Here is a 12,877-nt window from a genome sequence, read left to right on the forward strand (position 1 = left end):
ATGCCGGAAAGTCCAGTCCCAGATGAAATTTTCAAAGAACGAGCCTGGAAATTTCGAGGCCGTTTTCCATCCCCCTCAGGGGATGGAAACTAACCTATAAGAGCTTTCAAAAGATACTATACGAGGTGGAATAGATAAGAAAAGACCCCGTCGGATCGAGCTTGGCCGCGATGACATCCCGGTCGCCGGCAAACACCGGTTGAAAGCGCCCGGCGTAACGGGGAAAGAGGGACCGGAGGTCCCGGCCACGTAGGCGTGTCCGGACGCATCCACCGCAATGGCTGCAGTATCCGTCGATGCTGAAGTGCTGCCAAGATAGGTAGAGTACGCGATCGACGGATCAATAACCACGCCATAATCAGGATGATAACCATGTCCGACTTCGAAACCATAGACAAGTTCTCCATGAGCATTTTGCTTGACGACAAAGCGGCTTTCCACAACGACCTTCTTGCCGTCAATCTCTTGATAACTGACCGGGCGCTCCTCAATCAAGATCCCATATGGAGTATGGATAAGGAGATTCCCTTCCTCATCCAGGGACAACCGTTCCGCGCCGCGGTAAGCGAACTGAATATCGTCCAGCCTCGCGCCGGGCTGAACCGTCACATCATATTTCAGCTTCCCGTCCTCTCCATAGAAGATCAGATCGACGCCCGGCCACAGCTCCCGATAGACGACCTCTAGAGGCCGGTATGCCACTTCTCCGGATCGTTACCGACCAGGAAGTTGACTTTCTCCAAGCTCTGGCGGCGGCCCTCGATCTGCACCCCGGCGTTCGCGCCAAGAAACTGCAAGAACAACGCCAGCCCTTCTTGCTCCTCGTCGCTCATGGGTTGTTTGACGACAACCAATTGGTACATAATTTGAAAGGCAACATTAAATTGGGACTGTCGAAGAAGGGACAATTCGAACTGGTCATAGCCTAGCCTGAACGGCGTGAAATAAAAAAACTCCATCCGAAGAACCCTGAAATCGATATTTAAGTCGCTACCTTCGTCCTGCAACGACTAAGAATCTTTCGGAGAAAATAGGAAGTCATCATTGTCAATCGCCGTCTTGGCATGTTTCGTCCAGAACCGCGGAGAATGTTCATTGAACAACTCTTTATATTGCGGATTAACGATATGGGAAGTAACATGGGCATACGGCGCCACAATGCAAACCATCGCTTTGTGGCGGCAAACCCGGTAGATATCTTCCATGACGGCATGAAGATCGTCTACGTACTGCAAACTATGGGAAGCCATTACAAAATCAACCGAGTTATCTTCGAGCGGGAGCCGCCGGTTGAAGTCATGTACAATATCCGTATTAGGGTAAGCGATCCGATCGATTCCAATGCAGTCTCTAAATTTATTATTCCCGCAGCCCAAATCAATTCTCATCTGCCAATCAACCTCCGACTCGAATCACTCTTCTACATCATATTCTCTCGAGACAAGATGTATATGCGTTTGTCTTTAGTCAAGCATCCCTCCCGTTTTTCGCCCGCTCGGTTCGAAACGGAATACATTGCCATTTGTTTGAACATAATATAATCGTTCCGGGACCGGAATTCATAGTTCATTGTTGAGGATGGTTGACATGAGCCAGGCAAAACACAGCATCACCAACATTCAGGCCATATTCATTATGCTCCTCTCCGCGGGCATGTTTAATCATGTCATTTTGATCCCTATGCTGATCCAGACTTCCGGCAGAGACGGATGGTTGAGCATTATCATGGCGCTCTTCCTTTGTCTCCTCTGGCTGCCGATCGTCTATTGGATCATGAAGAAGAAGGGGAGCACTCCGCTGTTTCCATGGATGAAGCAGGCGGCGGGTTCGGCGATCGCCTGGATCGTGACGCTCGTCATTTATTGTTATCTTCTATCGATCGTTTTCGTGACCTTGTACGATACTAGCATGTGGACCAACGCCACGTATTTGCCGAGAACCCCGTTTTTTATCGTAGCATTGACTTTAGTCGTTTTATGCATGCTGTGCGCCTTGGCGGGCTTGCGTTCGATTGCGATTTGCTCGGGTATTCTGCTGCCGTTTGTCGTCATATTCGGATATTTTGTCATGAGCGCCAACTTCCAGTATAAAGATTACACTTTACTGCGGCCCGTATTAGAACATGGCATCGTTCCCGCCATCCACGGCGCATTGTACGTTGGCGGCGGATTTATCGAATTGTTCATGCTTGCCTTGATGCAGCATCATATCTCCTCGAAACGTATGGGATTTGTAACGATTGCGATCCTGGCCGTCATGTTGGCCGGCTTGACGATCGGACCGTATCTCGGATCCATCGCCGCATTCGGCCCGATCGAAAGCGCGCGGCAGCGTTACCCCGCATTCGAACAGTGGCGGCTCGTCATGGTTGGCAAATATATTGAACATGTCGATTTTCTTTCGATCTATCAATGGTTGTCGGGATCCTTTATTCGAATTTCGCTCGCCATTTTTCTTGCCTGCGATCTAATGCCGCTGCAAAAGCCCAGGCTCAAAAAGGCGCTTTGCCTGATTACGGCGCTGCTCGCGTTTTCGCTTGTCATGCTTCAAATCAGCGATATCGATTTTCAGCGACTGTTGTTGCGAACATACTTTCCTGTCGTTATACCCGTTATAGTCGCCGTATCCATTATTTTGTGGGTACTCGCCTTACTGAATCGCCGCAAATGGGGGAATGCGCAGTGAATTTGCAATTGGACGAGATCAAGCGGTTTTTTGCAAGCTGTGCGGATGTGAAATTTGAGTCGTATCGCTACCGCACTCGCGAACGTACGGTATCCTTGACCTTAATCTGGTGCGAAGGAATGGCGAATGTCAAGCTCATTTCCCAAACCGTACTGCCGAATCTAGACAAAATGGTTAGAAGATCGGGAACGGCTTTCGAACCGGACGACTACAAAATCCTTCCGTTCGCGCCGCTCTCCGATCATGACCCGAAGGCGCTCGCCTCCAAAGTGTTCAACGGGGAGCTTGTCGTTTGGCACGAAGAAACGAATAAAGCGTATTCGCTGGATATCGCGGAGCCGCCTCATCGCGAACCGGATGAATCGAATACCGAAATTTCGATTAAAGGGCCGAGGGACGGCTTTACGGAAGAAGTCGGAACGAATGTGGCGTTAATACGGAAAAGATTGCGAACCGAATCGCTGCATTACGAACAATTCATGATCGGCAAACGCAGCAAAACGAAAGTCGCGTTATTGTATCTTTACGATGTCGCCAATCCGGATATCATTCGGGAAGCCCGGCATCGGCTGAATGGCATTGATATCGATTCGTTGACAAGCAGCGCCCAACTGGAAACGGCGATGAGCGATTCGTCTTATTCTCTCTTCCCGCTTGTGGATTACATCGGCAGGCCCGATTATGCGGTGGAATGCCTGGTTCGCGGACGATTTATCATTTTTACGGAAGGATCGCCCATGGCCTTGATCGCTCCAGGCAACCTTACTCTGATGTTGAAATCGCCGGAGGATAGCCATTTTCCGTACTATTTCGTGTTTTTGGAACGGTTTCTCCGCCTTTTGGGGCTTATTGTGGCTATTTTCGTGCCGGGCTTTTGGGTGGCGCTCGTCGCCTTTAACCTGGATCAAATTCCGTTTCCGTTGCTGGCGACGATCACCAATTCCCGATTGGGCATTCCGCTGTCGGCTCCGATGGAGATGTTTTTGATGCTCGGCTTATTCGAGTTGTTCCGGGAAGCCGGCATACGGCTGCCGAGAGCGGTCGGCCAAACCGTCGCAGTCGTCGGCGGCTTGATTGTGGGCGACGCCGCTATTCGGGCGGGGATCGGCTCCCCGACGATGCTGGTTGCCGCCGCGGTGACGGCCGTGGCGACGTTTACGCTCGTTAATCAATCGTTAAGCGGAACCGTTAGCGTACTGCGCCTTTATGTGCTGATTCTTTCGTCCGTATTCGGCATGTACGGATTTTTTCTAGGAGTGATGTCTATCGTTTTATACGTATCCACCCTGGAATCGTTTGGACATCCGCTTCTTGCGCCGATCTCGCCTCCGAAATTCGGCGAAATCCTCAAAGCGCTCTTTGCCAAACCGCTTAACAAAATGACGAAGCGCCCGACTATTTACGACCCGATTGACGACACGCGCACAGGAGGTGAATCGCAATGATCCGAAGAACCGTTTCGGTCCTTTGCTGCGTTTCCATGCTTGCCGTACTGCTGTCCGGCTGTTGGGATATTAAGGATATACAGGAGAACGCCTACCTAACGGCACTGGGTATCGATTTCGTCGACGGCAAATATGTAGTATATGTCCAGTCGTTGGATTTTTCCAATGTAGCGAAACAGGAAGTGGGAAAACCGAGAGGGAAAGCGCCGATTTGGGTCGGCAAAGGGGTCGGAAGCACGCTCGGCTTGGCGTTTTATGACGTACTAAGTGCGTCTCAATTGAAAATCGTATGGGAACATATTACCGCCATCGTATTTAGCGACAACATTATGAAGCAAGATATAGTGAGTTTGCTTGACAGCATCCTTCGCTACCGCGAAATGCGCAACACGTTATGGGTGTTCGGCACGAAGGAGCCGATCGACCGAATTTTCTCGGTATCGCCGATTTTTGACATGTCGCCGATGCTGACGCTGCTTCATGAGCCTAACGAGGTCTATTCGCAACGTTCGTACATTCCTTCCGTCAGGCTGCAGCAATTTATCGCCCTGTTGCGTGAACCCGGAATGACGGTGCTCGTTCCGTCCATTACGATTAACAAGGAAAGTTGGGAGAAAGACCTTCAGATCACCCCTCAGTTGCAAATTAACGGCTTATACGCCATTTACAACCGGAGACAGTCAGGCTGGTTTCCCGAAGAACGGCTGCGCGGTTATCGTTGGATGAGCCGGAAAACAGTGGAAGCCCCGTTATATATCCAGAAGGGCAACGCGCCTCAAATCGTTTTGACGCTCGGTCGTCCGCAGCAAAAAGTGACGGTTGCGACGAAAGACGGAAAACCTCGTTTCAACATCAAAATTAACATACAAGGGGAAGTCGAAGAACTGTTGCGCAAGATGTCCGAAGCGGAAGCGGAACGAATGGCGGAAGAGGAAATCCGCAAGCATGTACTGCAAACCTATTCCTTCGCGCTTCATTCGAATACGGACATTTATTCGTTGCGGCATACGTTATATCGGACGGCGAATGCGCAATGGAAAAAGTACGGGAAGGAATTGCGGCTCGATGACAATTCGATCGACATCGATGTGAAAGTAAAGATTAAGCATGCGGGAATCCAGAAGCTGTAGATGTTGGATGCGCCGAACCCATTTTTTTCGCTGTTGACGGTTAATGAACCAGGGAAAGTATGGTATCATTTAGAGTGCCATTTTATTCCTTGCTTAACGCCATCATTGCTTTTGAATGGCGGCGTTTTTACATACATCAACGCATAGACGGGACGGTGATGGAAGTGCAATACGCTTATTTATTCCGGATTCTGGTTGCAGGCATTTGCGGCGCGTTAATTGGGTATGAACGCAAAAGCAGGATGAAGGAAGCGGGGATTCGAACTCATTTAATTGTAGCGATCGGCTCGGCGTTAATGATGGTGATTTCCAAATACGGCTTTCAGGATCAGGCAAGCTGGACCGGCGTCGGTCTCGATCCTTCCCGTGTCGCCGCGCAAGTTGTAAGCGGAATCGGATTTTTGGGCGCGGGCATGATTTTTATGCAAAAGCAAACGATCAAAGGCTTGACGACGGCAGCGGGCGTATGGGCGACTTCGGGCATCGGCATGACAATCGGCGCCGGTCTCTATTGGGTCGGGTTGGGCGTTACCCTTATGATTCTGATCGCGCAAAAAGTGCTTCACAGCGGATTTCACTGGCTGGCTACTCCGAAGACCGAGCAAATCCATATTCGAATCGACGATACGCCGGGCGTCCTCGATGAAATTCAAACTGCGCTGAAAGAAAAGCATATTATCATTCTTCATTTCCAAGCGGAACGAAACGCGGGGGATATGAGCGAGCTCGAGCTTGAGCTTACTGTGAAGCTGCCGGCCCAATGTAATACGGAACAGCTATTTTCCATTATCCAAGCCATACCGGCCATCAAAGCGTTTGAAGTGCAGTAAACAAGAAGAAGCCTCCGATTCGGCGACAATGCCGAAGGAGGCTTTCTTTTGTATTCCGTACGCTTATATCTGGATCAACAATAAAATAATCGAAGATAAACAAAGACAAGTGCTGACCAAGCATAGGAACATGACGACTTGCTTATGATTCAGCCCCGCGCGCAGCAGACGGTAATGCGCTTGGCTCGCGTCCGCTTGGTAGATCGATTTCCCTTGCAAGAAGCGCCTTACGACGACGAAGATATTATCGAAAATCGGCACGCCGAGCGCCAAAATCGGAATAAACAACGACAATACGGTAGCCTGCTTGAAGGCGCCGTCCAGCGCGATCACGGCCAGAATAAATCCGATGAACGTCGCGCCCGCGTCTCCCATAAAGATTTTGGCGGGAGGTTTGTTGTAACGCAAATACGCGACGGTCGCGCCGACCAGCGTAATCGCCAGCATCGCCGGAATCGTTTGGCCTTTGGCGAGCGCCACGACGAACAGCGTGACGCCGGAAATGGCGGACAATCCGCCGGCCAGACCGTCCATCCCGTCTGAGAAATTAATGACGGTCGTAACGCCGAAAATCCATAAGATCGTAAGAATAAATTGCAGCCAAACCGGCAAGAGCACATATTCGCTTGTAAAAGGATTATAAAATCCGGTAAAGGCGATGCCCGATGCATACACGAGCACGGCTGCGGATACTTGAACGATCAGTTTCGGCAGCGCGGGAAAGTCTTTGCCTTTCGTCTTGTACCAATCGTCGATTGTGCCGATGACGAGGAGCAATATTCCCCCGGCCAAGATCGCGGCGGTTTCCATCGTAAATTGTCTCGCGACCAACAGATAAGTGGCAAAAAATCCGATAAAAATAGCATAACTGGCGGTAAGCGGAATCGGTTCGCGATGGATTTTACGTTCGGAATCCTTCCTGGGCTTGTCTACAAAATCGATGCGAAATGCCATTTTCCCAAGCGGAGGGATAAGCAAATATACGATCATAAAAGATACTATGAATGCAATGGCAAATAAAATGACAATCACCACCGTTTAAATGATTAGTTGGAAAACTACAGTCCGGAAGGCGCGGCTTCCTGCGACGGAGTTTCGCTTAAGAAGTTTTCGATCTTCGCTTCGGATTTCAGCTTCTCAAACCACGGTTGAAATTGCTTATTGACCTCTTCCGCAAACAACTGGTACCTGATATTTTCTTTCTTGTCTTCGAAATTGGCGGGTTCCGCAGGCTTATAATCGGTTCGCTTAATAATATGGAAGCCGTGGCTGGATTCGACGATGCCGCTGATTTCGCCGTTCTTCAATGCAAACGCGGCTTCTTCGAAAGAGGGAACCATTTCGCCTTTGCCGAAAAAGTCGAGATCTCCGCCTTGATCCTTCGAACCGGGATCTTGCGATTTCTCTTTCGCCAGCTCGGCGAAATCCGCCCCGTTATTCAATTGTTTCAAAATCTCCTCGGCCTCTTCTTTCGTATCTACCAAAATATGCGAAGCGCGCACTTCCTCCGGCGTTCCGTACATATCTTTGTTTTCATCGAAAAATTGTTTGACGCTTTCTTCGGTAATGTTGATATTAGGCTCGAAAATTTTATTGATTTTGACCTGTGCGCGCATGTTTTCTTTCAAGTCTTCCTCGGTCATTCCTTGCTGCGCCAAGATCATATTGAATTGGTCCTCGCTCGGAAACGAGTTTTTGAGATGATTGATTTCCTCGGCAATATCTTGATCCGTCACGGTGACGTTCGCTTGTTTGGCCGCTTGGTCGAGCAGCGTCTCCGAGATGATCTGCTGCAGGGCGGCATCGCCGTTATATTTGGCAAGCGTATCGTATAGCCGATCCTTCGTGATCGCTTCTCCGTTCACTTTCGCCACCACTTCGCTCTTGCCGAACGGATTGGCGACGGCGAAGTAGACGGCCGCAGCGAGCAGCACTGCGGACAGCACCATCCATGGAACGCTCGATCTGCGGGTTCCGGCCGCCGCAACCGCTTCCGCAGGAACGGAAGAAAGGCCGTCATCCGATACCGGTTGATTGTCGTGCCGTTCGATGCCGCCGGCGGTTGCTTGAGCTTCCCGCGCATCTTCGCCGCCGGGCTCCCGCATATCTTCCCCTTGGGGATTTGCGGCTTGCCGCTCGTTTGTATTTCTCTCTTGCGCGTCCTCGTTCTCATTTTGTTCGATAGAATCGTCTTCCGGACGCTTGCCCTGGTCTTTTTCCATGTTTTCCCCTTTCATACAACCCCGATTTGATCTTTTTCAACTTTTTTCCTGCTTTTGCACATTAGCATAACTCTATATTAACGAAATTAAGCCAACTTTAAAAGAACCTTAAAATAAGCTAAAAAATAAAATGTCGATTTATGCCCCGATTCAATGACTTTTCGGAATGATGTAATATAATAGACTTAGATTTCGTCCGCACATTGTTGAAAGGGGTTACAGCGGTGAAAAAGCTACTGTTTGTCTACGTTTTGCTGATCGGGACGTTTCTCATCTATTTATTGAACTATTACGCCAAAGATTCCGCCGGCAATCCTTGGGGCCAGATGGACGCGGGTTTGCGGGGGGAAATCGACGAGAAATATTATTTGGTTACGTTTCAATCCGGAATGGAGTATTGGAAAAGCTGCTTGAAAGGCTTCGAGGATGCGGCCCAGGCGTTGAACGTGTCCGTCGAATACCGCGGGGCGACACAATACGACGTTCACGAAGAGGTAACTGTGCTGGAGCAGATTATTGCGAAAAAACCGGCCGGCATTGCTATTTCGGCCATCCATGCCGATGCGCTGACTACGACGATCGACAAAGCGGTGGATGCGGGAATTCCCGTCGTGCTGTTCGATTCGGGCGCTCCCGGCAGCAAGGCGCTATCTTTCCTGGCGACGAACAACTACAATGCGGGCGAGACGGCGGCACGCACAATGGCCGAATTGCTCGGCGGGCGCGGACAGGTAGCGGTCGTCACTTCGCCCAATCAATTTAACCATATGGAACGGACGCAAGGCTTTCAAGATACGATTGCCAGAGAGTTTCCCGACATGCGGGTCGTCGAGGTAAGGGACGGAAAAGGCGATCAGGTCGTTTCGAAAGAAGCCGCGACCGAAATTATGGCGAGCTATCCGGAACTGGCCGGCATTTTCGCGACGGAAGCGAACGGAGGCGTAGGCGTGGGGGAGGCCGTGCGCTTGCTGCCCGGAACGTCCAAATTGCATATCATTAGTTTCGATACCGACAAGGCGACGCTGGATATGGTGAAGGAAGGGACGATATCCGCGACGATGGCGCAAGGCACCTGGAACATGGGGTATTGGTCGCTGCAATTTCTTTTCCATATGCATCACGGGCTGACGCCTCCGGGCGCGGGCGCGCAATCGGACGTATCTCCGCTGCCGCTTCGCGTGGACACGGGAATTGCCGTCGTAACGAAAGAGAATGTGCAGCATTATTACGCGAAATAACATCCAAGCCGGGGAAATGGGTTGTTGACGATGAAGAAGCTGAACTGGTTTCAGATGAACAACTTGCCGATCCGCTATAAGCTCATTATTCATTTTTTGCTGATCAGCATCTTGCCGTCCATCGGTTTGGGCGTGTTGATCGATTGGACGGCGAGCCACATTATCGAGCGGCAAACGAACGAGAATACGCTGCAACTGATCGGCAAAGTGAACAAGACGCTGGAATCGTATATTGGCAATATGCAGAACATGACGTATTTCATTTCATTCAATTCGGATATTATGCGGTTTATGGAAGGCGACGGCGAACGGGAGCAGGCGGAGCAGGACGATCGTTACGGCATCCGCAAATTTTTGCAAGGCATTACAACGCTTTATCCTGAAGTTGCCGGGATATTAATTACGAACAGCCGGGGGGAATACATCAGCAACGAAATGTACGCGCGCAGCGACAAGAGCCTGACGGAAGAAGCATGGTACCGGGAAGCGGTCGACCATAAAGGAATCTTTACGATCGTTGGCCATCCCGTCGGCAGAAATGTCGCCAATCATGTCAACTACAAAGATACGGAGGTCGTCTCCGTCGTACGGGCGATTCTCGATCCGGATACGCAGGAAGTGAAGGGAGTCGTGCTTGTCGATTTGAAGCTGAGGGTAATCGCCGAAGCGGCGAAGGACGTTCGCTTGGGGAAAAGCGGGTATTTAATGGTGCTCGACGCGCACGGGAACGGCATTTATTCTCCGTCGCAACCGCTTATAGGCGAAATACCGGCCGAGTGGTTGGGCGAGAGCGGCTCGGGCAATTTCTCCAAACAGATCGACGGGAAGCGGCTGCAAATCATTTACCGCAAATCGACGTTTACCGATTGGACGACCGTCGGCGTGTTCTCCGCCGAGGATTCGATTATGGAGGTAAGGGAAATCCGTTTTTATGTGATCAGCTTCGTGTTTATCGTATGCTTGCTCGGCATCGCGGCTTCCTCCTATTTATCATACTCGATGTCCAGGCCGATCGGCCAATTGATGTCTTTCATGCAAAAAGCGGAGTCGGGCGATTTGACGATACGGCATTGGGGAGACCGGACGGACGAGGTAGGCATGCTGGGCCGCAGCTTTAATGCGATGCTGGTGAAGATCAAGCAGCTTCTGTCGTTGACGGAACTGCAGGAACGGCAGAAGAGGGAAGCGGAACTGCGCAGCTTGCAGGCGCATATTAAGCCGCATTTTCTGTACAACACGCTCGACACGATCCATTGGATGGCGCGCAAAAAAGGAGCCGACGATGTGGCCCAAATGGTCGAATCGCTGTCCAAATTGTTCCGCATCGGCTTGAGCAGGGGAAGCGACGTGATCCCGCTCGCCGACGAAATCGAGCATATTCGCAGTTATTTGCAAATTCAGCAAACGAGATATAAAGATAAATTGAACTTTACGCTGAACGTCGCGCCTGGCGTCCAACGCGTTTCCGTGCTGAAGCTCATATTGCAGCCGATCGTGGAGAACGCCATCTATCACGGCATTAAGGAGCGGAGAGGGCCGGGACATATTCTGATCGAGGCCGATGAGCATGACGGCCATCTGATCATCCGCATTGCCGACGATGGCAAAGGGATGCCCGTCGGCCGTTTATTCTCTTTGCGGGAACGGCTGAACGCCTCGTTCGCGGCCGAAGACGAGCCCGGGGAAACGGGGCAAACGCATGGGTACGGCATGATGAACATTCAGGCGAGATTGAAGCTGACGTTCGGAGAGGCTTACGGTTTATATATCGACAGCGAAACGGATACGGGAACGACGGTCACGATGATACATCCGATCATTCGGGAGCGGGCCGGGCATAAGGAGAGGACAGAGGTGAACGAAGATGGAAGCGATTTGGAAAGTGTTGATCGCCGATGACGAACCGATTATTCGCGAAGGCATACGCGAGGCGGTGGACTGGCCGGCGCTCGGCATGGAAGTGATAGCGGAAGCGGAGGACGGGGAAGAGGCGCTGGAACTGGCGCTTGCGCATGAAGCGCATATTTTGCTCGTCGATCTGAATATGCCGATCATGAACGGCATGACGTTGATGAAGCGGGTTCGGGAGCGGTTGCCCGGAAGCAAAATCGTCATTATTACAGGACATGACGAATTCGCCTATGCGCAGGAGGCGATCCGGCTGCAGGTGGAGGATTATATATTGAAGCCGGCAAATCCCGAACAATTGACGCGCGTTATGGCCCATGTGCGCGGCAGGCTGGAGTCGGAGGCCAAACAAAGCGAATATTTGAAGATGGCGTCCGAACAAATTACGAAAAATTTCTCGCTGATCCGAGAACGGTTTTGTCTCGAATGGATCGAGGGAAACTTGACCGAGGCGGAAATCGTGGAACAACTGCAATTTCTCGGTTTGCCGGCTGCTGCGCCCGACATGATTGTCGTCGTTCGTTGGCCGGAGGGGAACGGCAATCGGGCGGTATGGAAGGAAAGCGACAGGCAATTGTTTCTTTTCGCTATCGAAAATATAACTGCGGAATTGCTTGCGCCGTACCGGAACGCGATGTTCCGCGACGCGGCGGGCTGGATCGTTGTCAGCCTATGGGGCAAGGCGCCGGAAACGCTATTCGCCGGTATCGAGCAGGCGGTCCGGTCGTACCTCAATATTTCGGTCCAATTGCAGTTTCAAGAAACGAACGGCGGATTAACCGATATTGCGGCCGTGTACCGGGAATGCAAGCAGAACGTCTACCAGGAATCCCGGCTTTCGCCGATCGTCCGCCGCGCATACCGGCATATTCGGGAGTCGTACGCGGACCGGGAATTTTCATTGGAAGCGCTCGCCTGTTCCCTGCAAGTGTCGCCGGTATACTTGAGCCGCATCATCAGGCAGGAGCTCGGAACGTCCTTCGTCAATTTGCTTACGCAGATGCGGATGGAGAAAGCGGTCCGTCTGCTGAACGCCTCCGACCTGCAAATTAACGAAATCGCCGAACTGGTCGGCTACGATACGCAGCATTATTTCAGCACCGCGTTCAAAAAAGCGATTGGCGTCTCGCCCAACCGGTATCGGAGGGGAGCGGCCTTCTGCGACGACGATCCGGAGAAGGCGACGTAATCGGCAGCGGCAGGCGGTGAAATTCAAAGCGAAACGCATAGGCGGAGTACGGCATAGGCTGTCCCGCAAGATCGAACGGATCTTGCGGGGCGGCTTTTTTGCGTGGCGTGCCCAGCTAAGCACGCATCTTCTAGCCGGTGAAAGTCCGGTCGCGGGAAGGGCCAAGCCCCCGCGTAGCTAGGATACCTACGTATGGCGAAATCTGTACGTAGAAGCGTATCGACGAAAGT

The 12,877-nt window shown here is 51.4% G+C and carries 12 protein-coding genes; 7 read left to right on the forward strand and 5 right to left on the reverse strand.

Annotated elements, in window-relative coordinates; all coding sequences use genetic code 11:
* Positions 1–75: 75 nt before the first annotated feature.
* The 3 genes from LQ229_RS26075 to LQ229_RS26085 are packed head-to-tail and all read right to left on the reverse strand — an operon-like array spanning position 76 to position 1,388.
* A complete protein-coding gene (locus LQ229_RS26075; RefSeq protein WP_230193325.1) occupies positions 76–702 on the reverse strand; it encodes an SBBP repeat-containing protein in 627 nt (208 codons plus the stop codon).
* Entirely contained in the window at positions 684–959 is a 276-nt protein-coding gene (locus LQ229_RS26080) for a hypothetical protein (RefSeq protein ID WP_216540794.1), read from the reverse strand. The genes LQ229_RS26075 and LQ229_RS26080 overlap by 19 nt, the downstream gene beginning before the upstream one ends.
* Positions 960–1,010: 51 nt before the next feature.
* Complete coding sequence (locus LQ229_RS26085; RefSeq protein ID WP_230193326.1) at positions 1,011–1,388, reverse strand: methyltransferase domain-containing protein; 378 nt, start codon at positions 1,386–1,388, stop codon at positions 1,011–1,013.
* 199 nt (positions 1,389–1,587) lie between these two features.
* Between LQ229_RS26085 and LQ229_RS26090 the strand changes: the two genes are divergently transcribed.
* The 4 genes from LQ229_RS26090 to LQ229_RS26105 all read left to right on the forward strand — a co-directional run bounded on the left by LQ229_RS26090 (position 1,588) and on the right by LQ229_RS26105 (position 6,090).
* The gene (locus LQ229_RS26090) at positions 1,588–2,685 is read left to right on the forward strand and encodes an endospore germination permease (protein WP_230193327.1); all 1,098 of its coding nucleotides are present in this window, start codon (positions 1,588–1,590) and stop codon (positions 2,683–2,685) included.
* Positions 2,682–4,130 (forward strand): spore germination protein, encoded by a 1,449-nt coding sequence (locus LQ229_RS26095; RefSeq protein ID WP_230193328.1) that lies wholly within the window; start codon positions 2,682–2,684, stop codon positions 4,128–4,130. Before LQ229_RS26090 ends, LQ229_RS26095 begins: the two co-directional genes overlap by 4 nt.
* Positions 4,127–5,260: a Ger(x)C family spore germination protein gene (locus LQ229_RS26100; RefSeq protein ID WP_230193329.1), complete on the forward strand. Its 1,134-nt coding sequence runs from the start codon at positions 4,127–4,129 to the stop codon at positions 5,258–5,260. Before LQ229_RS26095 ends, LQ229_RS26100 begins: the two co-directional genes overlap by 4 nt.
* A 158-nt stretch (positions 5,261–5,418) precedes the next feature.
* Positions 5,419–6,090, forward strand: a complete 672-nt coding sequence (locus LQ229_RS26105) for an MgtC/SapB family protein (protein WP_230193333.1) — start codon at positions 5,419–5,421, stop codon at positions 6,088–6,090.
* A 63-nt stretch (positions 6,091–6,153) separates the two neighbouring features.
* Here LQ229_RS26105 and LQ229_RS26110 read toward each other — a convergent pair whose 3' ends face one another.
* Together LQ229_RS26110 and LQ229_RS26115 are read right to left on the reverse strand one after the other, a co-directional pair.
* Positions 6,154–7,122 (reverse strand): MraY family glycosyltransferase, encoded by a 969-nt coding sequence (locus LQ229_RS26110; RefSeq protein ID WP_230193334.1) that lies wholly within the window; start codon positions 7,120–7,122, stop codon positions 6,154–6,156.
* 26 nt (positions 7,123–7,148) lie between these two features.
* The gene (locus LQ229_RS26115; RefSeq protein ID WP_230193330.1) at positions 7,149–8,312 is read right to left on the reverse strand and encodes a peptidylprolyl isomerase; all 1,164 of its coding nucleotides are present in this window, start codon (positions 8,310–8,312) and stop codon (positions 7,149–7,151) included.
* A gap of 224 nt (positions 8,313–8,536) precedes the next feature.
* Between LQ229_RS26115 and LQ229_RS26120 the strand changes: the two genes are divergently transcribed.
* From LQ229_RS26120 to LQ229_RS26130, 3 genes are read left to right on the forward strand one after another with little or no spacing between them, the layout of a single operon-like run.
* Positions 8,537–9,550: a substrate-binding domain-containing protein gene (locus LQ229_RS26120; RefSeq protein ID WP_216540787.1), complete on the forward strand. Its 1,014-nt coding sequence runs from the start codon at positions 8,537–8,539 to the stop codon at positions 9,548–9,550.
* A gap of 30 nt (positions 9,551–9,580) precedes the next feature.
* Positions 9,581–11,449, forward strand: a complete 1,869-nt coding sequence (locus LQ229_RS26125) for a sensor histidine kinase (RefSeq protein ID WP_230193331.1) — start codon at positions 9,581–9,583, stop codon at positions 11,447–11,449.
* Positions 11,415–12,647, forward strand: coding sequence for a response regulator (locus LQ229_RS26130; protein WP_230193332.1), 1,233 nt, complete (start codon positions 11,415–11,417; stop codon positions 12,645–12,647). Before LQ229_RS26125 ends, LQ229_RS26130 begins: the two co-directional genes overlap by 35 nt.
* The last annotated feature ends 230 nt before the right edge of the window (positions 12,648–12,877 follow it).

Origin of the sequence: Paenibacillus sp. CECT 9249 (assembly GCF_918697855.1) — a bacterium.
GTDB lineage: Bacteria > Bacillota > Bacilli > Paenibacillales > Paenibacillaceae > MSJ-34.

Excerpts from the sequence above, each read along its gene's own strand:
- LQ229_RS26080 (WP_216540794.1), bottom strand. The coding sequence starts at position 959 with ATGGAGTTTTTTTATTTCACGCCGTTCAGGCTAGGCTATGACCAGTTC.
- LQ229_RS26085 (WP_230193326.1), bottom strand. The coding sequence starts at position 1,388 with ATGAGAATTGATTTGGGCTGCGGGAATAATAAATTTAGAGACTGCATT.
- LQ229_RS26090 (WP_230193327.1), top strand. The coding sequence starts at position 1,588 with ATGAGCCAGGCAAAACACAGCATCACCAACATTCAGGCCATATTCATT.
- LQ229_RS26100 (WP_230193329.1), top strand. The coding sequence starts at position 4,127 with ATGATCCGAAGAACCGTTTCGGTCCTTTGCTGCGTTTCCATGCTTGCC.
- LQ229_RS26105 (WP_230193333.1), top strand. The coding sequence starts at position 5,419 with ATGGAAGTGCAATACGCTTATTTATTCCGGATTCTGGTTGCAGGCATT.
- LQ229_RS26115 (WP_230193330.1), bottom strand. The coding sequence starts at position 8,312 with ATGGAAAAAGACCAGGGCAAGCGTCCGGAAGACGATTCTATCGAACAA.
- LQ229_RS26125 (WP_230193331.1), top strand. The coding sequence starts at position 9,581 with ATGAAGAAGCTGAACTGGTTTCAGATGAACAACTTGCCGATCCGCTAT.
- LQ229_RS26130 (WP_230193332.1), top strand. The coding sequence starts at position 11,415 with ATGGAAGCGATTTGGAAAGTGTTGATCGCCGATGACGAACCGATTATT.